Raw genomic sequence first — 19,959 nt, forward strand, 5'->3', positions numbered from 1 at the left:
GGGCTACGCCTCGGGGACGCTGATCAAGGAGAGCATGACGCGGTCCTTTCCCGGAGCGTGCTCGAAGTACGGCTCGAGCACCTCGAGGAGCCGTTCGCCGATCGCGGCGGCGTCGTCCTGGTCGACGTAGATCGCGACCTGCCGGTAGTTCAGCTGGTCGTTGCGGCTAAAGAGCTCGCCACGTTCGACGAGCCGGTCGAAGCTGCCCGCCACCTGAGCCAGCATCGTGAGCATGGCCTCCCGGTGCTGCTCGACGGTCATGGCCTGCGCCTCGTCCTCCCCCACACCGGGCGTGGTCTGGTGGAAGGTCACGGTCCGTTCGGTCGCGCCCCGCACGCGCCGTTCCCGGACCACCGTCAGGTAGCCGGCGTCGATGAGCGCTGCCACGTGCCGGTAGAGGGTCGTGGACGGAACCTCGGGAAGCTCGCGCTTCAGGTCGGTCGTGGTCACCTCCCGTCCCATGACGTGATGGACGATGCGCCAGCGGACGGGGTGGAGCAGGAGGTCGGCCGTCGGAGTGCCGGAGTTGCCCACAGTGTCACCGGTCCCAATGGTCGTATTGTTCCCACAGTTGGAAATATTACTGTTGTTCCCATCCGGAGCGTACGCGTCAGCCGAAACGGAGGCCTCGCCATGGCCACGACAGCAATCAGGGACAGCCGCCTCGTCATCCGGTTCTCGTGGTGGGAACGGCTCCTGGTGCGGCGAGCCACGTACGAGACGCCGCTGGCCGCTGTGAGGGAGATCGAGGTCCGCGACCGCTGGTCGCCGGTGATCGGCGCGCGCGGGCCTGATCGTCACCGGGCTGCTCAAGGTCGGCACCTGGAGGTCCCCTGGCGCCGTACGGCTCGTGTGCATGAAGCGGGGCCTGCCGACCCTGCGGGTCGTGCTCGACAGAGGACGATCGGGTAGCGGTTTCGACGAATTGCTCATCGGCTCCAGCCACGCCCGTGAGACGCAGGACGAGTTCCGGGCCACCCGCACCTAGGTGTACCCGGCCAGGACGTTGGTAGCGGCGAGCCTGGTTGAACGGGCGAGAACCTCCGGATGGGATGTGGCTTGTCTAAGGCCCACTCCGACCCGGAGGTTCTCGTGTCCCACGGTAGTGCCCGGCTGACCGTGCATGGTCGTCGACTGATCGTTCAACGCCACCAAGCAGGCTGGCCACAGGCCCACATCGCCGCCGCGATGGGCGTTTCTCGTCAGTGTGTGAAGACCTGGATCGACCGTTATGCGGTCGAGGGCGAAGCCGGTCTGGTCACGCGCTCGTCGCGGCCGCACACGATGCCCACCAGGACCTGCGATGAGGTCGAGCAGAAAGTCCTGGCTGCCCGCGCCGAGCATCGTGAGGGCCCCGACGTCCTCGGCCCGAAGGTCGGGGTGCCCGCGCGGACGGTGTCACGGATCCTGCGCCGCCATCGCGTGCCCTATCTGCGTGAGTGCGACCCGATCACCGGTGAGGTGATGCGCTGCTCGAAGCAGACCGCAATCCGCTACGAGCGTGAGCGGCCAGGCGAACTGGTGCACATGGACGTCAAGAAGATCGGTCGCATCCCCGACGGTGGAGGCTGGCGCGTCCACGGCCGCGCGATTCCACGCGACCGCGTCAACGGGCCCGGATACGACTACGTTCACTCGCTGGTCGACGACCACTCCCGCCTCGCCTACAGCGAGGTCCTGCCCGACGAGAAAGGCCCGACCTGCGCGGGCTTCCTCGAACGTGCGATCGCCTACTTCGCCGGCTACGGGATCACTCGGATCGAGCGGTTGATGACCGATAACGCCTGGGCCTACCGCTACTCACTGCGGGCATTGTGTGCCGAGCACGGCATCGTCCAGAAGTTCATCAAGCCCCATTGCCCCTGGCAGAACGGCAAGGTCGAGAGACTAAACCGCACCCTGGCCACCGAATGGGCCTACCGCCAGGTCTTCACCAGCAACGCCGCGCGAGCCGCCGCCCTTGCGCCTTGGATCGAGCACTACAACACTCAACGCCGCCACAGCGCACTCGGAGCCAAACCCCCGATCAGCCGGCTGCCACCAACCTGATGGCCGGGTACACCTAGGGCGTGCTGAACAGCCCCGCCCGTAGCGAGCGGCGATCCAGACGGCGGTGTCCCTGCGGGACACCCCGCCACCCGAGCCCCGCAAGGCGGAGGGAAGCCCTCGCACCGGGTCGTACTCGGGCTTTCCGGCAACGCGGCGAGGGCCGTCTGGGCGTCGCGCAGTAGGGCAGCGGTTGCTCGGCGCGCGCCTAGGGGCCGTCGGCACTCCACCCGGTGCGTGCGGCCCACTCCTCGGCGCGCGTGAACCCGGCGTCCACCCACGCCTGCTTCTCCAGGGCGTAGCCCTCGGTGGTGCCGTCCTCGGCGTGTGCCCGCGCGAGCCTGCGCTTCTCCTCGGTGTAGGCGGCGACCTCGCCGGGATTGGCGCGCAGCCAGTCGCGGAACAGCAGCGCGAGCCGCCACGCCGGTCCCCGCACCGAACGCACGTGCAGGTTCACCATGCGCGCCGGGTCGGCGTTGTGGTGGAACCGCTTGTGCCACAGGTGTTCCGGCGCGGCCCCGCCGTCCTGCGGGAAGTCGAACCAGCCGCCCTCCGCGCGAATGAAGCCGGCGTCGGCCAGCGCGTCGCTGATCGCATCGGCATCGTCCAGTGTGGACACCGTCAGCTGCAGGTCGAGCACGTCCTTGGCCACGAGCCCCGGCACGGCCGTCGACCCGATGTGGTCGGCCCGCACCAGCTTGTCCCCCGCCGCCAGCCGGACGCGCGCGAGCGCCCGCTCCGCCTGCGCCGGCCACGTGTCGTCGTGCTCCACCAGGTGCGGCGAGCGCGGCGGGCGCGGCTTGCGCAGCCGCACGTTGGCCTCGAAGGGGACCAGCCGGTCGGCCCACAACGCGTCCACCTGCGCCAGCACGATGCCGCGGGTGCCGCTGTTGTCGAGCCAGACGTCGGCGGCCGCCAGCCGCTGCTCCCGGCTCGCCTGCGCGGCGATGCGCGCGCGGGCGTCGGCCTCGGCCATGCCCCGCGACTCGACCAGGCGCCGGATCCGCACGTCCTCCTCGGCGTCGACCACGAGCACGAGGTGGTAGTTCGGCGCCATGCCGCCCTCGACGAGCAGGGGGACGTCGTGCACCACGATCGCGTCCGGCGCGACCTGGGCCATCAGCTCCACGGTGCGGTCGCGGATGCGCGGGTGGACGATCGCGTTGAGCCGCAGCCGCGACTCCTCACCGGTGAACGCCTTCGCGGCGAGCGCGGCCCGGTCGAGCGCGCCATCGGGCCCCAGAACGTCCTCACCGAACGCGGCGACGAGCTCCGCGAGGCCCTCGGTGCCCGGCTCGACGACCTCCCTCGCGATGCGGTCGGCGTCGATCAGCACGGCTCCGTGCTCGGCCAGCCGCGCCGCCACGGTCGACTTGCCCGCCCCGATACCCCCGGTGAGACCCACTCGCAGCATGCCTGCATTCAATCAGGCGGCACTCGCGTGCTGACTCTCAGCCAGCAACCCGATCCTGACGCAATTAGTTAGGGTGACACGCCGAGCGCTTACGACGATTCTGTGCATCGGTTGCGTACGGTGCCGGGCACAGGCGGTCGCCCACCCGGAGGAACGATGCCAGCCAGCAAGTACGTGGGGAGACACCGGCTCGGTACGCCCGGGCTGGTGCACTGCGTCATGCATCGTCCCGTGGCGGTCGCGCTCGACGAGTACCGCAGGAGCTGGCTGACGGCACTGCTCGTTCCCGCCAAGCACAGCCTCGCCGGCCTGCGCCGCCGCGCCCGCGCCGCCGCCCACGAGCGAGCCTGGGCCCCGGCGACGACCTAGGACCAACCCCTCAGCGGCCCGTATCCCGACAGGGATGCGGGCCGCTGCCTTTCTCGCACCGCCTGCACCTGGAGACTGCAGTGAAGGCCACCTTCACTGCGTTCAACGCAGTGAAGGTGGCCTTCACTGCGGAGGGGGTTCCTGCTCAGGCTCGGGCAGGCACGGAAAAGGCGGTGGCCCCGGTCCTGTTCGGACCGGGGCCACCGCCCTCACTCAGCTAGCTGCCGGGCTGCTCACGCACCGCCGGAGAGCTTCTCGCGCAGAGCCGCGAGCTGCTCGTCGCTGGCCAGCGTGCCGCCGGTGCTCTTCGAGCCCTGGTCGGACTGGCCGCCCGAGGTGTAGCTCTGGTCGCCACCGTCGACGCCGGTCGCGCCCTCGGCCACCGCCGCGGCGTTGGCCTGGGCCGCCTCGGCGACCTGGCGCATGTGCTGCTCGTAGCGCGCGTGGGCGTCGGCGTACTGCTTCTCCCACTCCTCACGCTGCTTCTCGTAGCCTTCCTGCCACTCCTGCGTGTCGGGGTCGAAGCCCTCGGGGTAGATGTAGTTCCCCTGCTCGTCGTACTCGGCCGCCATGCCGTACTGGGTCGGGTCGAACTCCGAGTCCGGCGTGAAGCCCTCGTTCGCCTGCTTCAGCGACAGCGAGATGCGGCGACGCTCGAGGTCGATGTCGATGACCTTGACCATGACCTCGCCGCCGACCTGCACGACCTGCTCCGGGATCTCCACGTGGCGCTCGGCCAGCTCGGAGATGTGCACCAGGCCCTCGATGCCCTCCTCGACGCGGACGAACGCGCCGAACGGGACGAGCTTGGTGACCTTGCCCGGCACGATCTGGCCGATCGCGTGGGTGCGGGCGAACTGGCGCCACGGGTCTTCCTGGGTGGCCTTCAGCGACAGGGACACGCGCTCGCGGTCCATGTCGACGTCGAGCACCTCGACGGTGACCTCCTGGCCCACCTCGACGACCTCACTCGGGTGGTCGATGTGCTTCCAGGACAGCTCGGAGACGTGCACCAGGCCGTCGACGCCACCGAGGTCCACGAAGGCACCGAAGTTGACGATCGACGAGACGACGCCCTTGCGGACCTGGCCCTTGGCGAGCGCGTTGAGGAACTCGCTGCGCACCTCGGACTGGGTCTGCTCCAGGTAGGCCCGGCGGGACAGGACCACGTTGTTGCGGTTCTTGTCCAGCTCGATGATCTTGGCCTCGAGCTCGCGGCCCACGTAGGGCTGCAGGTCGCGCACGCGGCGCATCTCCACCAGCGAGGCGGGCAGGAAGCCGCGCAGGCCGATGTCCAGGATGAGGCCGCCCTTGACGACCTCGATGACGGTGCCCTTGACGGGCTCGTCCTTCTCCTTGAGCTCCTCGATCGTGCCCCAGGCGCGCTCGTACTGGGCGCGCTTCTTGGACAGGATCAGGCGACCTTCCTTGTCCTCCTTCTGCAGGACGAGGGCCTCCACCGCGTCACCGACGGCGACAACCTCTGCCGGGTCGACATCGTGCTTGATGGACAGCTCACGGGACGGGATGACGCCCTCGGTCTTGTACCCGATGTCGAGCAGCACTTCGTCGCGATCGACCTTGACGATCGTGCCTTCGACGATGTCGCCATCGTTGAAGTATTTGATCGTCTTGTCGATTGCAGCGAGGAAGTCTTCCTCCGTCCCGATGTCGTTGACGGCGACCTGCTGCGCCTGCGCGGGGGCACTCGGGGCGGTGGTGGTGTCGATGGTCATTAGGTGGGTTGCTCCGGTAGCGGATTGTATTAGGAGATCTGCGGTTGCGTAGCGCATCGATGGGAACCAAGGCGACTACGATGCAATCGTTCACCCACGAACGGCCGCGAGCATCACCTCGAGGTGCGCGACCCTGACCGCCCAGCACGAAAACTGGGCCGAAGGCAGCGCGAACCCACTGCGCTAGAGAACATCCTACGCGGCGCGCGGCGCAGGGCACAATCAGGGTCCACCGACGATCACCGTCCCGTCCCGCAGGGAGGATGAGCCCGTGTCCATACCTCCTCCCGCCGATCGCCACGCGCGCGCCGAGCAGGTACTCGGCACCGCGGGCGTCGCCTACCGTCCCGTCGGCTCCGCCGAGGCCGTCGCGGCCAATTCGGCCTGGTGGGACGCCGACGCCGATGCCTACCACGCCACCCACGGCGAGTTCCTCGGCGAGGCGGACTTCGTGTGGTGCCCCGAGGGCCTGCGCGAGGCCGACGCCCGTCTGCTCGGCGACGTCACGGGTGCGGACGTGCTGGAGGTCGGCTGCGGCTCGGCGCCGTGCGCGCGCTGGCTGACGGCGCAGGGTGCCCGCACCGTGGCACTCGACCTCTCGGCCGGCATGCTCCGGCATGCCCGCGACGGCAACGCGCGCACCGGCCTGCACCCGGCCCTGCTGCGGGCGGGCGCCGAGCAGCTGCCGCTGCGGGGCGACAGCTTCGACATCGCCTGCTCCGCGTTCGGCGCCGTGCCGTTCGTCGCGTCCGTCGACGCCGTGTTCGCCGAGGTCGCGCGCGTGCTGCGGCCCGGGGGCCGCTGGGTGTTCGCGGTGACCCACCCGCTGCGCTGGATCTTCCCGGACGACCCCGGCCCGAACGGGCTCACCGCCACCCAGCCGTACTTCGACCGGACGCCGTACGTCGAGGTCGGCGAGGACGGCACGGCGACCTACGTCGAGTACCACCGCACGGTCGGCGACTTCGTGCGCGCGCTCGCGGGGACGGGCTTCCGGCTGATCGACCTCGTGGAACCCGAGTGGCCCGCCGGGCACACCCGCACGTGGGGGCAGTGGAGCCCGCTGCGCGGCAAGCTCTTCCCCGGCACGGCGATCTTCCGCGCGGTGCTCGATCCGTGACGGGCTTCGCGGCGCTCGACCCGCTGCTGCCCGAGACCGTCGATCCCGGCGCGGGCGAGCGGCTCACGGCGCCGCTGCCGGACGGCCGCGAGGTCGAAGGCGTGCTCTACCGGGCCCGTTACGAGGGCTGGGCGAGCCTGTGGCGCAGCAGGCAGGCGTGGGAGCTGACGCCGCTGGACGCGGAGCTCGGCGGTGAGGCGATGTCGGCGCTGCTCGCCGCGCTGCGCCACCGCCTGGCGAGGGAGTCGCCCAGCCCCGACTCGGCGTGCACGGTGACGTGGCCGAGCCTCGCCACCGGCGTGGTGCCCGCGCTGCTGCGCCACGGGTTCGCGCCGAGCGCGGTGCTCGCGGTCCGCGAGCGGGCGCCGGTTGCCCCGGTGCGGGCGGACGGCGTCGAGGTGCGGGCCGCGACCGCAGCCGATGCCGAGGAGCTCGCCGGGCTGTGGCTCGACGAGCTGCGCTACGCCGTGCTCGTGGGCCCCGCCGTGAACCGGCCGGACGCGGCCGGATGGCTGCTGGGCGAGCTGCGCAGGACGCTCGAGCGGGGTGAGCCGGTGTGGCTCGCCGAGTCCCAGGGGGTGCCCGTCGGACTCGCGATGTGCGCCTGGCCCGCCCCGGCACCGGACCGGATCGCGAACGGCCTGTGGGCCCACGTCGGCACGGTGTCGGTCGCACCGGGGGCCCGCGGCACCGGCGTCGGCCGCACGCTGATGGCGACCGCGCATCGCGAGCTGCTCGCGCGGGGCGCGCACGGCACGTACCTGTTCTACAGTCCGCACAACGCGTTGTCGTCGGTTTTCTGGCACCGGCAGGGGTACCGTCCACTGTGGACGACATGGGAGGTCAGGCCGGCTTCGGCGTTGCGCTAGCGAACGAGGAGGGGGAGCAGATGAGGGAGGGCACGGACCTGGTCGCCGACCAGGCCACGCGGTTCGCCGCGATCGATCCGCTGCTGCCGGTGATCACCGAGCCGCCGGACGGCGAGACGCTGGTGGCGACGCTGCCCGACGGCGGCCGCGTCACCGGCGTCCTGCGCGTGACGTTCACGGACGCGGGCGCGCCGGAGGCGGTGTGGTCGGCGCTGGAGACGTGGGAGCTGACGCCGCTCATCGGCACGCGGGGCACCGAGGGGATGGACGCCGTGCTGCGGGCGTGCCGGGCGCGGCTGGACACGGAGTCGCCGGGCGAGGACTCGGCGTGCCTGGTGGCCTGGCCGAGCCGGGACGCGGAGGCGACGCGGGCGCTGCTCGACCACGGCCTCGTGCCCCTGTCGGCACTGGCCGTGCACACCGGGGAACAGCCACCGGCCGCGGGCAACGGCGATGTCTCCGTGCGGGCGGCCGAGCCCGGCGACGTCGAGGCGATCGTGCGGCTCGAGTGTTCCGCGGTGGACTACTCGAGCCGCGTCGGCAACCTGCGCGTGCGGCCGGGCGCGGCGGAACGGCGCCGCGCCGCGCTGAGAGCGCAGCTGGCCGGAGGGGCGCCGATCTGGCTGGCGGAGCTGGGCGGCGAGGCGGTGGGCGTGGTCGACGGCGGCTGGGCCGAGGTCGAGCGCGGCACCTGGCTCGGCACGGTGCTGCCGGAGGGGCGCTGGGCGTTCGTGCACAGCCTCGGCGTGGCGCCGAGGGTGCGGGGCCTCGGCGTGGGCCGGACGCTCATGGCCGCGGCGCACGCGCGGCTGGCCGAGCCGGGGGTGCGGGGCACGTACCTCTACTACAACCCGCTGAACCCGCTGTCGTCGGTGTTCTGGCACCGGCAGGGCTACCGCCCGTTGTGGACGGTCTGGGAGGCTCGCCCGGCTTCGCTGTTGCGCTGAGCACCCCACGTTGTCGCACTAGACTGAATGGCCTAATTTTGCACTGACGAGTCAGTTCAAAAGGAGGCCCCATGCAGGTGGTCGCCGATCGGGTCTCACTCGACGGCCCGCACGGCACGCTCTTGCCGGAAACGTCGCTCACCGTGTCGAGCGGCGAGTTCGCGGTGGTCCACGGCGACCCGGGCACCGGGATCACCGCGTTCGGCCTGGCGCTGGCGGGCAGGCTCCGACCGACGACCGGCACGGTCACCGTCGACGGCGCGGCCGATCCGGCCCGCCTGCGCGAGCGGGTGGCCGTGGTGGACTCCCCCGGCGTCAGCGAGCCCGACGAGACGCTTCCGCTGCGCGTCGTGGTGGCCGAGGAGCTGGCGCTGGCGGGCAGGCCCGCGAACCAGGCCGCCGTCGCGGACTGGCTGGCCGCGCGCGACCTCGCCGCCTACGCCCGCACGCGCTTCGAGAACCTGGCGGCCGAGCCGCGCACGCGCCTGCTGACCGACCTGGCCGCGAGCAGGGCAGGCGCCGGCATGCTCGTGCTCGACCGGCCCGACCGGCACACGAGCGACGTGGACTCCTGGTGGATGCTCGCCCACGAGCACGCCGAGCGTGGCCTCGCCGTCGTGGTGCTCACCGCGACCCTGCCGGTCTCCGCACTGCTCACCACCCCCGCCCGCATCGGCAGGCTCGAGCAGCCCGCCCCGCAGCGCTGCCAGGAGGAACCGATCCCGTGAACCCACTGCGCATCGCGTCGGGAGAGCTGCGCAGGCTGACCAGCGGGACGCTGCCCAAGCTGGCGGTCGCCGCGCTCGTGCTCGTCCCCCTGCTCTACGCGTCGCTGTACCTCTACGCGAACTACGATCCCTACGGCAGGCTCGACAAGCTGCCCGCGGCCGTCGTCAACGCCGACACCGGCGCGCAGGACGCCGACGGTCACCAGCGTGAACTCGGCGAGCAGGTCACCGACGAGCTGGTCTCCTCCGGCAGCTTCCAGTGGCACCGGGTGTCCGAGACCGAGGCGCGCGACGGCGTCCGCGACGACGACTACTCGTTCGCGATCACGATCCCGGAGGGCTTCTCCTCCGCGTTGCTCTCCAGTGGCGAGCTCGACCCCCGCCAGGCCGCGATCACGCTGACCACCAACGACGCCAACAACTACCTGTCGCGCACGATCGCCGACCAGGTGGCCGAGCAGATCCGCGACACCATCGCGAAGCAGGTCGGCGAGGAGGCCGCGAACCGGTTCCTGGTCGGGTTCTCCACCATCCACGGCCGGACGCAGGAGGCCGCGGGCGGCGCGACCCGGCTGGCCGACGGCGCGACCCGGCTGCTCGACGGGCAGCAGGAGCTGGCGGACGGGGCGCAGCGCCTCGCGACGGGCAGCACCCAGCTGGCGACCGGCCTCACCACGTTGCGCGGCAGCACCGAGCAGTTGCCGCAGCAGACGAGGAAGCTCGCCGACGGCGCCACTCAGGTCGCGACGGGCAACGCCCAGATCGCCGCGCTCGGGAACGCGCTCGCGACCACGTCCGCGAACCTGCGCGGCGACCTCGACGACGCCACGGGCCGGCTGGCGCAGCGGCTGCGGGACGGCGGGCTGTCGGAGCCCGAGGTGCAGCACGTGCTCGGCGTCGTCGGCGAGCTGCGCGCCCCGCTCGACAACGCCGACACCCAGATCCGGCAGGCCGCGGGCCGGCTGAACACGCTCGCCGACGGCTCGCGGCAGGTCGCCACCGGCGCCGAGCAGCTCGCCGCCGCCGCGCCCCAGCTCACCACGGGTATCGCGAGCGCGTCCGACGGCGCCAACCAGCTCGCGGGCGGGGCGGCGAGCCTGAAGGACGGCGAGGCCACCGCACTGACCGGTACGCGCGAGCTCGCCGACGGCGCGGGGCAGCTGCGCGACGGGCTCAACGAGGGCCTCGAACAGATCCCGAACGCCGACAAGGACACCCAGCAGGCCGCCGCGGCCACGATCTCCGACCCGGTCGCGATCAACTCGGTGGGCCTCGCCTCGGCGGGCACCTACGGAGCCGGGCTCGCCCCGTTCTTCCTTGCCCTGGCCACGTGGATCGGCGCGTTCGTGCTGTTCCTGCTGCTGCGGCCCCTGTCGACGCGCGCGCTCACCGCGGGCGCCTCGCCACTGCGGGTCGCGCTCGGCGGGTGGCTTCCGGCCGCCGTGCTCGGCATCGCGCAGGTGCTCGTGCTGTTCGCCGCGGTGACGTGGCTCGTGGGCATCGACGTCGCGAAACCGCTCGCCGCGATCGGCTTTCTGCTGCTGGGGTCGCTGACCTTCACGGCGATCCTGCACGCGCTCAACGCGTTCTTCGGCGCCGTCGGCAAGTTTCTCGGCCTGGTGCTGCTGGTGCTCCAGCTGGTCACCGCGGGGGGCACGTTCCCGTGGCAGACGATCCCCGACGCGCTGCACCCGCTGCACGTCGTGCTGCCCATGGGCTACGTGATCGACGGGCTGCGGCACCTGCTCTACACGGGCGCCTCGATGCGGCTGTGGCCCGACATCGCCGTGCTGCTCGCCTGGCTCACGGGTGCGCTGGCGGTCTCGGTGCTCGCCGCGCAGAAGCGTCGCGTGTGGACGGTGCGGCAGCTGAGACCGGAGCTCGCGCTGTGAGCCCGCGCGCGGAGGCCACCAGGCGCAGGCTGTTCGAGGCCACGATGCGGCTCGCGCGCAGCCGCGGCCTCGCGGCGGTGACCGTGGACGAGATCGCCGCCGAGGCCGGGGTCGCCAAGGGCACCGTGTACTACAACTTCGGCAGCAAGGACGGGCTCGTCGAGGCGCTGCTGCGGTACGGGGTGGACCTGCTGGCCGGGCGGCTGCGCGCCCCGGCCGCCGACCCGGACCCCGTGGCCGGGCTCGCCGACGTGGTCGACGCGGCACTGGTGTTCATGAGCGAGTACCCGGGCTTCTCGCAGATCCTGGTCAGCGAGCTGTGGCGGGGGCCGGGGCAGTGGCAGGCCACCCTGCTGCCGCTGCGGGAGAACATCGTCTCGGTACTCGAGGACCAGCTGCGGCGGGTGGCGGAGGCCGGGCGGTTCCCGGAAGGGGTTCCGCTGCGCACGGCCGCCGCCGCGCTGTTCGGCACGCTGCTGGTGGTGGCGCTCGACTGGCTCGTGTTCGAGCCGGAGCGCAGCCGCGAGGAGGTCCGCGACTCCGTGCTGACGCTGCTCGCGGCCCGCGCTCAGTGACCGTGCACGGGCCTGCGCTCGCCGAGCTGGTGCAGCGAGGACGGACGGCCCTCCAGCGCGCGCTCGACGGCGTAGAGCACGCCGCGCCAGATCTCGTCGTGACCGAGCGGCCGGGTGGCGGCGAGCTCGGAGACCGAACCGAGCAGCACCTGCTGCGTCGGATGCCCGAACAACACCGGCTCCGGCTCGTCGGGCACCGCGGCGAGGTCCACGAGCGAGCGCACCTCGACGACGGGAGCCGTGGCGGTCAGCAGTGGTTCCACCACGCCGAGTACGGAACGCCGGTACGACTCGTGCACCCACGCCACCAGCAGCTCGGCCGGGGCCGTCAACGCCTTCTCCACCTTCGTGGCCAGCTCGCGCGGGCGGTCCCAGTGCGCCTCCACCCAGATCGCCTTGCCCGCGCCCACGCGGTCCTTCCTCCGGCCCCGGGACCACCTCGGCGGCGGGACGGCGGCGTCGTCGGTGGCCGGCAGCGGGACGTAGCGCCTGCTGGGTGAGACCACTCGCCAGCCGTCGAGAGCGAGCTCCTCCACCACGACGCTGAGCATGCCGCTGCCGGCGAGGATCAGCGCGTTGCGGGCTGTCATACCCGCAAACCTACCCCTTTTTCACGGAAATCAACCCGTGCCGGTTACCGGAAATGGCGTGCAAATCCCCATTCCGGCCCCCCGGAACGCAAAACCCGCGTCAGTGCGCCGCGTCGTTCCACGACCGGCCGAAGCCCACCGACACCTCCAGCGGCACGGCCAGCTCGTAGGCCGCGCCCATCTCCTTGCGCACCAAGGCTTCCACCTCGTCGTGCTCGCTGTCGGCGACCTCCAGCACGAGCTCGTCGTGCACCTGCAGCAGCATCCGGCTGCGGAGGTCCGACTCGGCGAGGGCACGGTGAACACCCAGCATGGCGACCTTGATGATGTCGGCCGCGCTGCCCTGGATGGGCGCGTTGAGGGCCATGCGCTCGGCCATCTCGCGGCGTTGCCGGTTGTCGCTCGTCAGGTCGGGCAGGTAGCGGCGCCTGCCGAAGATCGTCTCCGTGTAGCCGACCTTCGCCGCCTTGTCGACCACGCTGTGCAGGTAGTCCCGCACGCCGCCGAACCGGGCGAAGTAGTCGTCCATCAGCCCGCGGGCCTCCTCGGTGGAGATGCGCAGCTGCTGGGAGAGCCCGTACGCGGACAGACCGTAGGCGAGCCCGTAGTTCATCGCCTTGATCTTGGCCCGCTGCGCGCCGGTGACCTCGGTGGGCTCCACCGAGAACACGCGCGCGGCCGTGGCGGCGTGGAAATCGAACCCCGACTGGAACGCCTCGATCAGCTCCGTGTCGCCGGAGAGGTGCGCCATGATCCGCATCTCGATCTGGCTGTAGTCGGCCGTCATGAGCTGGGTGTAGCCGGGGCCCACGACGAACGCCTCGCGGATGCGGCGGCCCTCGTCCGTCCTGATCGGAATGTTCTGCAGGTTCGGATCCACTGAGGACAGCCTGCCGGTGGCGGCGATGGTCTGATGCAGCGTCGTGTGGATGCGGCCGTCGTCGGCGACCGACTTGATCAGCCCCTCGACGGTGGTCCGCAGGCGCGTCGCGTCGCGGTGCTCCAGCAGGTGCTGCAGGAACGGGTGCTCGGTCTTCTCGAACAACGTCTGCAACGCGTCCGCATCGGTGGTGTAGCCGGTCTTGGTGCGCTTGGTCTTCGGCATGCCCAGCTCGTCGAAGAGCACCACCTGCAGCTGCTTGGGCGAGCCCAGGTTGATCTGCTTGCCGATGACGGCGTAGGCCTCCTCCGTGGCCTGCCGCACCCGGTTCGCATAGTGGGCCTCCAGCGTGGTCAGCTGTTCCAGGTCCACGGCGATGCCCGCGGCCTCCAGGTCGGTGATCACGCCGAGCAGCGGCAGCTCGATGTCAGCGAGCAGCGGCGCGCCGCCGATGTCGGCGAGCTCGCCGGCGAGCGCACCGGCCAGCTCGGCCACCGCGCGCGCCCTGACCAGCTCACCGTGCACGATCTTCGTCTCGCCGTCCGGGTCCTCCGCCGTGTCCAGCAGCGACAGCTGCCCGTCGTCGGCGGAGCCCTCCGAGCGCAGCTCGCGGTGCAGGTACCGCAGCACCAGGTCGTCCAGCTCGAACGAGCGCTGGCCCGGCCGCACGAGGTAGGCCGCGAGCTCAGTGTCCATCGTCAGGCCCGCGACACGCCAGCCCCTCGCGAGCAGCGCGTGCAGCGGCACCTTCAGCGCGTGCCCCACCTTGCGGGCCGCCGGGTCGGCCAGCCACGCGGTGAGCGTCTTCTCGTCGGCCTCGTCGAGCCTGGTGACGTCGAGGTAGGCGCCCTCGCCGCCGGGCGCGGACAGCGCGATCGAGCGCAGGTCCGCCGCCACCGACGCGCCGGTGACGCGGAAGGCCAGCCCCGTGGGGCCGGTGTCGCACCCGTGCCGGGCGAGCCAGTCGGCGAGCGCACCGGGCTCGAGCGCCCCGCCGCGAATCTCGAAGCCCTCGTCCGCCTCCGGCTCCGCCGCCGACAGCGACGCGAACAGCCGGTCGCGCAGCACCCGGAACTCCAGCTCGTCGAACAGCCGGTGCACCGCGTCGCGGTCCCATTGCTGCACGCGCAGGCCCTCGGGGACGGTCTCGAGCGGCACGTCCCGGACCAGCTCGGTGAGCTGCCGGTTGAGCAGCACCGAGTCGACGTGCGAGCGCAGCGCGTCGCCGACCTTGCCCTTCACCTCGTCGATGCGGTCGACGAGGTCGCCGAGCGTGCCGAACTGCTTGATCCACTTGGCCGCGGTCTTCTCCCCCACGCCGGGAATGCCGGGCAGGTTGTCCGACGGGTCGCCGCGCAGCGCCGCGAAGTCGGGGTACTGCGCCGGGGAGAGCCCGTACTTCTCCTCGACGGCGCCGGGGTCGAAACGCACCAGGTCGGACACGCCCTTGCGCGGGTAGAGCACGGTGACCGCGTCGGTGACCAGCTGCAGCGCGTCGCGGTCACCCGTACAGATGAGGACCTCGTAGTCGTCGGCCGCGGCCTGGGTGGTGAGCGTGGCGATGATGTCGTCGGCCTCGTACCCCTGCTTCTCCAGCACCGGGATGGCGAGCGCGGCGAGGATCTCCTTGATCAGCTCGACCTGGCCCTTGAAGTCGTCGGGCGTGGTCTGCCGGTTGGCCTTGTAGTCGGCGAAGGTCTCCGACCGGAACGTCTGCCGCGACACGTCGAACGCCACCGCGAGGTGCGTCGGCGTCTCGTCCCTCAGCAGGTTGATGAGCATCGAGGTGAACCCGAAGACCGCGTTGGTGACCTGCCCGGTGGACGTCCGGAACCGGTCCGCGGGCACGGCGAAGAACGCCCGGTAGGCCATCGAGTGACCGTCGATGAGCAACAGCCGGGGTGTGTCGTTCGCTACTGAGGTGTTTGCGTTCGGGCTCACGACCGTGAGTCTAGGGTGAGCCTCTGACAGTCCCGCCTGTCGTGTCGAACTAGGAGCTGTGAGTGACCGAGCACGTGTCGGAAGAGGAGATCCGCGAGCAGCTCGCGGGCATCAGCCCCGAGATCGCGGAGCAGCAACTCAACGACAAGGTCGGTCTCGACTTCATCGAGCTGAACCCCGAGCGGGTCGTCGGCACGATGCCCGTCGCGGGCAACCTCCAGCCCTACGGTCTGCTCCACGGCGGCGCCAACGCCGTGCTCGCCGAGGCGCTCGGGTCCACGCTCGCGGCACTCAACGCGGGTGCCGGGCGGGCGGCGATGGGGCTGGAGCTGTCCTGCACCCACCACCGGGCCGCCCTGAAGGGCCTGGTGACCGGTGTGGCCGTGCCGCTGCACGTCGGCCGCAGCACGATCACCTCGGAGATCACGATCACCGACGAGTCGGGCCGCCGCACCTGTACCGCCAGGCTGACCTGCATCGTCAGGGACCGGCCGCCGGGCTCCTGAGCGACCCGCTCAGCGGCCGGCGCGGGTGAACGTCACGTGCGTGACCCCGCTGGGTGAGGCGATCGCCTCGACCCGGTAGTCCTTCTCGAGGCCCTCCAGCCCGTCCCAGAGGCGCACGCCCCGGCCGAGCAGGATCGGGACCACCACGGCGTGCAGGTGATCGACGAGCCCGGCGGCGAGGAAGTCGCGGATCACGGTGGGGCCTCCGCCGATGCGCACGTCCCTGCCGCCCGCCGCCTCGCGAGCGAGGTCGAGTGCCTCGGCGGGGGACGCGTCGAGGAAGTGGAACGTCGTGCCGCCCTCCAGCTCGATCGGAGGGCGAGGGTGATGGGTCAGGACGAAGACGGGTGTGTGGAAGGGCGGGTTGGGTCCCCACGCGCCCTTCCACTCCGGGTCCTCGTGCCATCCGGGGTGGCCCCACTTCCCCGCGCCCATGATCTCGGCGCCGATCCCCGGGTCGTGCCGCTGGACGAAGGCGTCGTCGACGCCGCGGCTTCCGCCGGCCTGCCACCAGCTGGTCGCGAACATCCACTGGTGCAGCCGGTCGCCGGCGTGACCGAAGTGTGCCTCGGCGCTCTGGCCCTCCCCGGTGCCGAAGCCGTCGAGCGAGATGGCGAAGTTGTGGACGCGGACGAGTGACATGGTGCTGCTCCCTGGTTCCGGTGGTCTGAGGTGCTGGTTGCCCCGTCGCTATGGACCCCCTGCGGCCCGGAAACTCATCGGTCGCCTCGACCCGGGGTAACGTCTCCACCGGCACCTCTACCGGCAAGGCAGGCACAACACCTCATGGACCTCGACCTGGCGCAGGTCCGCGCCTTCGTCCTCACCGCCGAACTGCGCAACTTCAGCAGGGCGGCCGAGCGGTTGTTCCTCACCCAGCAGGCCCTGTCCAAGCGGATCAGCAGGCTCGAGGACGCACTCGGCGTCCGGCTGTTCGTCCGGACCAACCGCACGGTGGAGCTCACCGCCGACGCGCAGCGGTTCCTGCCCCGCGCCCAGGACCTGCTGCGCGCCGCCGACGCCGCCGTCGCCGTGCTCGGCACCGCCGACGCGCCCGTGCGCCTCGACCTGGTCGACAACCGGCTCTCCCCGATGTTCATGCTGCGCCGACTCGCCGCGCGCGACCCGGGGCTGCGGGTGGAGCGCAGCTGGCGGCGCGGGCTGGCGAACGCGGTCGATCCGTTGCTGCGCGGCGAGGTCGACGTGGCGTTCGGCCGCGTCCACGACCTCGGCCGCGAGCTGCCCGCCGAGCTGGAGCACCGGCTCGTCCGGCTCGAACCGCTCGTCGCGCTGCTGCCGCCGGAGCATCCGCTCGCGGGTGGCGACGTGATCCGCATGGCCGACCTGCGGCCGGAGGGCATCTGGCTGCCCTCGCTCGCCGGACCCGTCGAATGGCTCGCGTTCCTGCGCCGGATGAGCGAGAGCCTCGACGTGCCGCTCGACGACTCCGGGGTCAGCTTCGACCTGCGGCACACGCTGGAGCAGACCCGCTACGGCCCGCCGCGGGTGCCCCTGGCCGGTGCCGACATGGAGCTGGCCCCCGACCTGAACCTGCGGGTGCTGCCGTTCGAGCCGTCACCGCTGTTCCCGTGGTCGCTCGTGTGGCGCAAGGGCAGGCAGCGCCCCGCCGTGAGCAAACTCCTCGCCCTCGCGGGGCGCACGAGCCGGGCCGAGGGCTGGTGTGCCCACGACCCGGCACGCACGTGGCAACCCGACCCGCCCGCAACTGAGGCGGCTGTCACAGACGCTGCCGGAACCACGCAGTGAACTCGGCGTCGGCCACCGCCGCGTGGGGCGTCTGCGGCGCGGGCTCCAGCCCCGGCTCCTCGGCGAGCGCGTGCTCCATACCGGGCACCACGACGAGCCTGCCGCGCTCGCCCAGCTCGCGGCTCAGTGCCTCGGCCGGCTCCCGGAAGGCCACGTCGTCCTGCCCGCCGACCACGATCAGCACGTCCGTGCCGAGCTCGCCCGCCCTGCGAACGAAGTCGAACCGCTCGGCGACGGCCCGGGAGCGCTCACTCCAGTGGTAGGTCACGCCGAACCGCCGCGCGTTCGCCGCCACCACGGGCGCCAGCTGGATCACCGGGCTGACCAGCGCCGCCGCCGCGACCGGGACCTCTCCCCGCACGAGCACCTCCAGCGCGACGGCCGAGCCCGCCGAACCACCAGCGACACCGATCGGCGCGTCCGTGATCGGCAGCTGCTCGCGCAGCGCCGCCAGCGCGGCGGGCAGCTCGGCCGCGGCCTGGTCGGTCACCGGCTCCGCGACGTTGAGCACGTAGTCCTCGCCCGCCAGCCGGAAGAACTCGTCGGACCCGCCCGGCAGCGACCGTTCCCCCGACATCGGCAGTCCGAAGTAGATTCGCCACGCCGGCACCCCCGCCATCGGCAGCGCCGCGGCCATCGCCCGCTCGCTGCGGGGCGCGTCCATCAGGTGCCACGTCACGATGGCCGGGGCCGGGCCGCTGGTGCCCTCGGGGCGCAGCGCCACGTACGGCACTCCGGCGGCGACGCCCTTGATCATGGCCGAGGTCTGCATGGTTCCTCCTGTTGTTTTCCTGTGACACCAAGCAAACCGCCTGCTCAGGCCCCCGTCCAACAGCTTTCGCGGCGCCGGTGACAACCGGCGGTTGTGATCGGGACCGGCCGTCGGCTCCGGTCGCACCGATGCCCGATAGCCTGGCCCGATGGAGCGGGACAACGTCGGAGCGACGCTCGACGAACTGGTGGAGTGGGCGGACAGGGCACTGCGGGAGCCTCCCGTCGACACCGGCCACGCGGAGCTGGCGCTGCAGCTGCTCTCCGACGAGCTGGGCGTCCGCGACCTCGGCCAGCTGAGGACCGGCGACCTCGCCGAGCTGCTGCTCGGCGTGTACCCGGAGGCCGTCGAGCCCGGCCACGAGGAGGACGCCGTGGTCGCGCTGCACCACCTGATCACGTTCGGCGCCGAGACCGGCCGACTCGACGCCGGCCACGCCGCCGCGCTGCGACAGGAGCTCGACGACATCGAGCCGGAGCTCGGCGGAGCGCCGGAGGTGGACCTCAAGGAGGCGTACGGCCTGCCCGACCGCATCGGCCCGCTGCGCCTGCCCGCCGAGCCGGAGCTGGCCGCGGCGGCGCGGAAGGTGGCGGTGATCGAGCGCGCCCGGCGGCTCGCGCTGTGGTGCGGCGAGGGGCGCGCGGTCTTCGAGACCGTGGGACTCGGCGACGAGGACCGCGCCGCCGCCGCGAGCGAGCTGGGTGAGTCCGAAGAGGACATCGTCCAGCTGTACCTGCTGGCCGAGGACGTCGACTTCATCGTCCCCGGCGAGGAGGGCACGCAGCTCGGCGAGGCCGCCGACGTCTGGCCGGACGGCGGCGACGAGGACGTGCTGGACATCTGGGGCCGGGCACTGGCCGCCGTGCTCGCGTGGAGCCTCCTGACCGACGCCGACCGCGCGGGTGAGGGCGAGCTCGACTTCGAGGGCGCCGGCGCGTGGTTCATGCCGCTCTTCCTCGCCCGCTACCGCGGTCTGCCGGTGCCCGCGATCAGCGAGATGATCTTCGACCTCGCCACGCCGGAGCTGGTCGCCGACGACGCCCGCGCGCGCTGGGACGCCTGGACGGCCGAGCACGGCGACCCTGCGGAGGTCCTGCTCGGCAGGCTCACCGAGCTCGGCGCCGTGGACATCTCCGACGGCGTCACGCGCGCCACGCCGCTGGCGGTGTGGGCCATGCGCGACGAGCTGCTCGACTCGGGTGTCGAGGTGCCCCTGCTGCCACCTGCCGACGAGCTGTCGGCGGCAGACCTGCTCGAACTCGCTCTGTCCGGGATGGACGGTGAGCTGGAGGTCGAGGCGGAGGCGTGGCTCGCGCGGCGCTCCGGCGACGCCGCGGCCGCGGAGCTGCTCGCGGCCGCCGCCGAGGGCGGCGCGGCCGAGCGGACGGTCGCGGCCGCGCTCATCCGGGAGCGGATCGGTGTCGAGGCCGAGACGCAGCTGCGCAAGGCGCTGGACGTGCCCATGCTCCGGCCGCACGCCAAGGCGTCGCTGGAGCTGCTGCTCGGCCCGCACCCGGACTTCGCGGCGACCGAGGAGGACGGCGCCCGGCTGCTCGTCGACGAGATCGCCGGCAGTGTGCACGGCGTCGCCGAGGAGGATGTGCCCACCCTGCTCGGCGCGACCGTGCCCGCCGGGTACGCGACGCTGTTCGAGACGGTGTGGCGGCTCGACCACCCCGACACGCACCGGGTGCTCACGCTGATCGGCGAGCACCACCCGGACAAGGCCACCGCGAAACAGGCCCGGAGGGCCGCCCACAAGGCCGCAGGCCGAACCCACTCCTGACCCCTACCCACCTCACCCTGC

19 protein-coding genes are annotated in these 19,959 nt (G+C 72.0%); 12 read left to right on the forward strand and 7 right to left on the reverse strand.

Annotated elements, in window-relative coordinates; translation table 11 throughout:
• Positions 1 to 3: 3 nt before the first annotated feature.
• Positions 4 to 858, reverse strand: coding sequence for a helix-turn-helix domain-containing protein (locus tag BA062_RS41355; RefSeq protein ID WP_210406961.1), 855 nt, complete (start codon positions 856 to 858; stop codon positions 4 to 6).
• On the opposite strand from BA062_RS41355, the gene BA062_RS40990 reads away from it, so the two are divergent.
• Both BA062_RS40990 and BA062_RS22355 read left to right on the forward strand, forming a co-directional pair.
• Complete coding sequence (locus BA062_RS40990; protein ID WP_281271651.1) at positions 857 to 988, forward strand: hypothetical protein; 132 nt, start codon at positions 857 to 859, stop codon at positions 986 to 988. The genes BA062_RS41355 and BA062_RS40990 overlap by 2 nt on opposite strands.
• Before the next feature lie 104 nt (positions 989 to 1,092).
• Entirely contained in the window at positions 1,093 to 2,049 is a 957-nt protein-coding gene (locus tag BA062_RS22355; RefSeq protein WP_110339822.1) for an IS481 family transposase, read from the forward strand.
• Positions 2,050 to 2,254: 205 nt separating this feature from the next.
• On the opposite strand, the gene coaE is transcribed toward BA062_RS22355, so the two are convergent.
• Positions 2,255 to 3,460, reverse strand: coding sequence for a dephospho-CoA kinase (gene coaE / locus BA062_RS22360; RefSeq protein WP_110339824.1), 1,206 nt, complete (start codon positions 3,458 to 3,460; stop codon positions 2,255 to 2,257).
• A 156-nt stretch (positions 3,461 to 3,616) separates the two neighbouring features.
• Here coaE and BA062_RS22365 point away from each other — a divergent pair, with 156 nt between their 5' ends.
• Positions 3,617 to 3,829, forward strand: coding sequence for a hypothetical protein (locus tag BA062_RS22365; RefSeq protein WP_110339826.1), 213 nt, complete (start codon positions 3,617 to 3,619; stop codon positions 3,827 to 3,829).
• 233 nt (positions 3,830 to 4,062) lie between these two features.
• Here the strand turns inward: BA062_RS22365 and rpsA are convergent, their stop codons facing one another.
• On the reverse strand, positions 4,063 to 5,565 hold the full coding sequence (rpsA, locus tag BA062_RS22370; RefSeq protein ID WP_110339828.1) for a 30S ribosomal protein S1: 1,503 nt from the start codon (positions 5,563 to 5,565) through the stop codon (positions 4,063 to 4,065).
• A 271-nt stretch (positions 5,566 to 5,836) separates the two neighbouring features.
• Here rpsA and BA062_RS22375 point away from each other — a divergent pair, with 271 nt between their 5' ends.
• The 6 genes from BA062_RS22375 (at position 5,837) to BA062_RS22400 (ending at position 11,696) form a co-directional block, all read left to right on the forward strand.
• Positions 5,837 to 6,685 carry a class I SAM-dependent methyltransferase gene (locus BA062_RS22375; protein WP_110339830.1) on the forward strand — a complete coding sequence of 283 codons (849 nt, stop codon included), beginning with the start codon at positions 5,837 to 5,839 and terminating at the stop codon, positions 6,683 to 6,685.
• Positions 6,682 to 7,554: a GNAT family N-acetyltransferase gene (locus BA062_RS22380; RefSeq protein ID WP_110339832.1), complete on the forward strand. Its 873-nt coding sequence runs from the start codon at positions 6,682 to 6,684 to the stop codon at positions 7,552 to 7,554. Before BA062_RS22375 ends, BA062_RS22380 begins: the two co-directional genes overlap by 4 nt.
• Positions 7,555 to 7,574: 20 nt before the next feature.
• Positions 7,575 to 8,501, forward strand: coding sequence for a GNAT family N-acetyltransferase (locus BA062_RS22385; RefSeq protein ID WP_110339834.1), 927 nt, complete (start codon positions 7,575 to 7,577; stop codon positions 8,499 to 8,501).
• 71 nt (positions 8,502 to 8,572) lie between these two features.
• On the forward strand, positions 8,573 to 9,229 hold the full coding sequence (locus BA062_RS22390) for a P-loop NTPase family protein (protein ID WP_110339836.1): 657 nt from the start codon (positions 8,573 to 8,575) through the stop codon (positions 9,227 to 9,229).
• Positions 9,226 to 11,121 (forward strand): YhgE/Pip family protein, encoded by a 1,896-nt coding sequence (locus BA062_RS22395; RefSeq protein ID WP_110339838.1) that lies wholly within the window; start codon positions 9,226 to 9,228, stop codon positions 11,119 to 11,121. The genes BA062_RS22390 and BA062_RS22395 overlap by 4 nt, the downstream gene beginning before the upstream one ends.
• Complete coding sequence (locus tag BA062_RS22400; protein ID WP_110339840.1) at positions 11,118 to 11,696, forward strand: TetR/AcrR family transcriptional regulator; 579 nt, start codon at positions 11,118 to 11,120, stop codon at positions 11,694 to 11,696. The genes BA062_RS22395 and BA062_RS22400 overlap by 4 nt, the downstream gene beginning before the upstream one ends.
• Here BA062_RS22400 and BA062_RS40265 read toward each other — a convergent pair.
• Both BA062_RS40265 and polA read right to left on the reverse strand, forming a co-directional pair.
• Positions 11,690 to 12,286 carry a Rossmann-fold NAD(P)-binding domain-containing protein gene (locus tag BA062_RS40265; RefSeq protein ID WP_245959953.1) on the reverse strand — a complete coding sequence of 199 codons (597 nt, stop codon included), beginning with the start codon at positions 12,284 to 12,286 and terminating at the stop codon, positions 11,690 to 11,692. The two genes, BA062_RS22400 and BA062_RS40265, sit on opposite strands and share 7 nt — an antisense overlap.
• Before the next feature lie 100 nt (positions 12,287 to 12,386).
• Positions 12,387 to 15,107, reverse strand: a complete 2,721-nt coding sequence (gene polA / locus BA062_RS22410; RefSeq protein ID WP_110339842.1) for a DNA polymerase I — start codon at positions 15,105 to 15,107, stop codon at positions 12,387 to 12,389.
• Positions 15,108 to 15,169: 62 nt separating this feature from the next.
• Between polA and BA062_RS22415 the strand changes: the two genes are divergently transcribed.
• Positions 15,170 to 15,613 carry a PaaI family thioesterase gene (locus BA062_RS22415; RefSeq protein ID WP_110339844.1) on the forward strand — a complete coding sequence of 148 codons (444 nt, stop codon included), beginning with the start codon at positions 15,170 to 15,172 and terminating at the stop codon, positions 15,611 to 15,613.
• 9 nt (positions 15,614 to 15,622) lie between these two features.
• Here BA062_RS22415 and BA062_RS22420 read toward each other — a convergent pair whose 3' ends face one another.
• Entirely contained in the window at positions 15,623 to 16,255 is a 633-nt protein-coding gene (locus BA062_RS22420; protein WP_110339846.1) for a dihydrofolate reductase family protein, read from the reverse strand.
• Positions 16,256 to 16,399: 144 nt separating this feature from the next.
• On the opposite strand from BA062_RS22420, the gene BA062_RS22425 reads away from it, so the two are divergent.
• On the forward strand, positions 16,400 to 17,380 hold the full coding sequence (locus BA062_RS22425) for a LysR family transcriptional regulator (protein WP_110339848.1): 981 nt from the start codon (positions 16,400 to 16,402) through the stop codon (positions 17,378 to 17,380).
• Here BA062_RS22425 and BA062_RS22430 read toward each other — a convergent pair.
• On the reverse strand, positions 17,352 to 18,152 hold the full coding sequence (locus BA062_RS22430; protein ID WP_110339850.1) for an alpha/beta hydrolase family protein: 801 nt from the start codon (positions 18,150 to 18,152) through the stop codon (positions 17,352 to 17,354). The two genes, BA062_RS22425 and BA062_RS22430, sit on opposite strands and share 29 nt — an antisense overlap.
• A gap of 148 nt (positions 18,153 to 18,300) precedes the next feature.
• On the opposite strand from BA062_RS22430, the gene BA062_RS22435 reads away from it, so the two are divergent.
• Complete coding sequence (locus tag BA062_RS22435; protein WP_110339852.1) at positions 18,301 to 19,938, forward strand: hypothetical protein; 1,638 nt, start codon at positions 18,301 to 18,303, stop codon at positions 19,936 to 19,938.
• Positions 19,939 to 19,959: the final 21 nt, after the last annotated feature.

The sequence above is a fragment of the Prauserella flavalba genome (genome assembly GCF_003202235.1).
GTDB lineage: Bacteria > Actinomycetota > Actinomycetes > Mycobacteriales > Pseudonocardiaceae > Prauserella_A > Prauserella_A flavalba.

Coding starts and splice junctions, on each gene's coding strand:
- BA062_RS40990 (WP_281271651.1), top strand. CDS start 857: ATGAAGCGGGGCCTGCCGACCCTGCGGGTCGTGCTCGACAGAGGACGA.
- BA062_RS41355 (WP_210406961.1), bottom strand. CDS start 858: ATGCACACGAGCCGTACGGCGCCAGGGGACCTCCAGGTGCCGACCTTG.
- coaE (WP_110339824.1), bottom strand. CDS start 3,460: ATGCTGCGAGTGGGTCTCACCGGGGGTATCGGGGCGGGCAAGTCGACC.
- BA062_RS22365 (WP_110339826.1), top strand. CDS start 3,617: ATGCCAGCCAGCAAGTACGTGGGGAGACACCGGCTCGGTACGCCCGGG.
- rpsA (WP_110339828.1), bottom strand. CDS start 5,565: ATGACCATCGACACCACCACCGCCCCGAGTGCCCCCGCGCAGGCGCAG.
- BA062_RS22385 (WP_110339834.1), top strand. CDS start 7,575: ATGAGGGAGGGCACGGACCTGGTCGCCGACCAGGCCACGCGGTTCGCC.
- BA062_RS22390 (WP_110339836.1), top strand. CDS start 8,573: ATGCAGGTGGTCGCCGATCGGGTCTCACTCGACGGCCCGCACGGCACG.
- BA062_RS40265 (WP_245959953.1), bottom strand. CDS start 12,286: ATGACAGCCCGCAACGCGCTGATCCTCGCCGGCAGCGGCATGCTCAGC.
- BA062_RS22420 (WP_110339846.1), bottom strand. CDS start 16,255: ATGTCACTCGTCCGCGTCCACAACTTCGCCATCTCGCTCGACGGCTTC.
- BA062_RS22425 (WP_110339848.1), top strand. CDS start 16,400: ATGGACCTCGACCTGGCGCAGGTCCGCGCCTTCGTCCTCACCGCCGAA.
- BA062_RS22430 (WP_110339850.1), bottom strand. CDS start 18,152: ATGCAGACCTCGGCCATGATCAAGGGCGTCGCCGCCGGAGTGCCGTAC.
- BA062_RS22435 (WP_110339852.1), top strand. CDS start 18,301: ATGGAGCGGGACAACGTCGGAGCGACGCTCGACGAACTGGTGGAGTGG.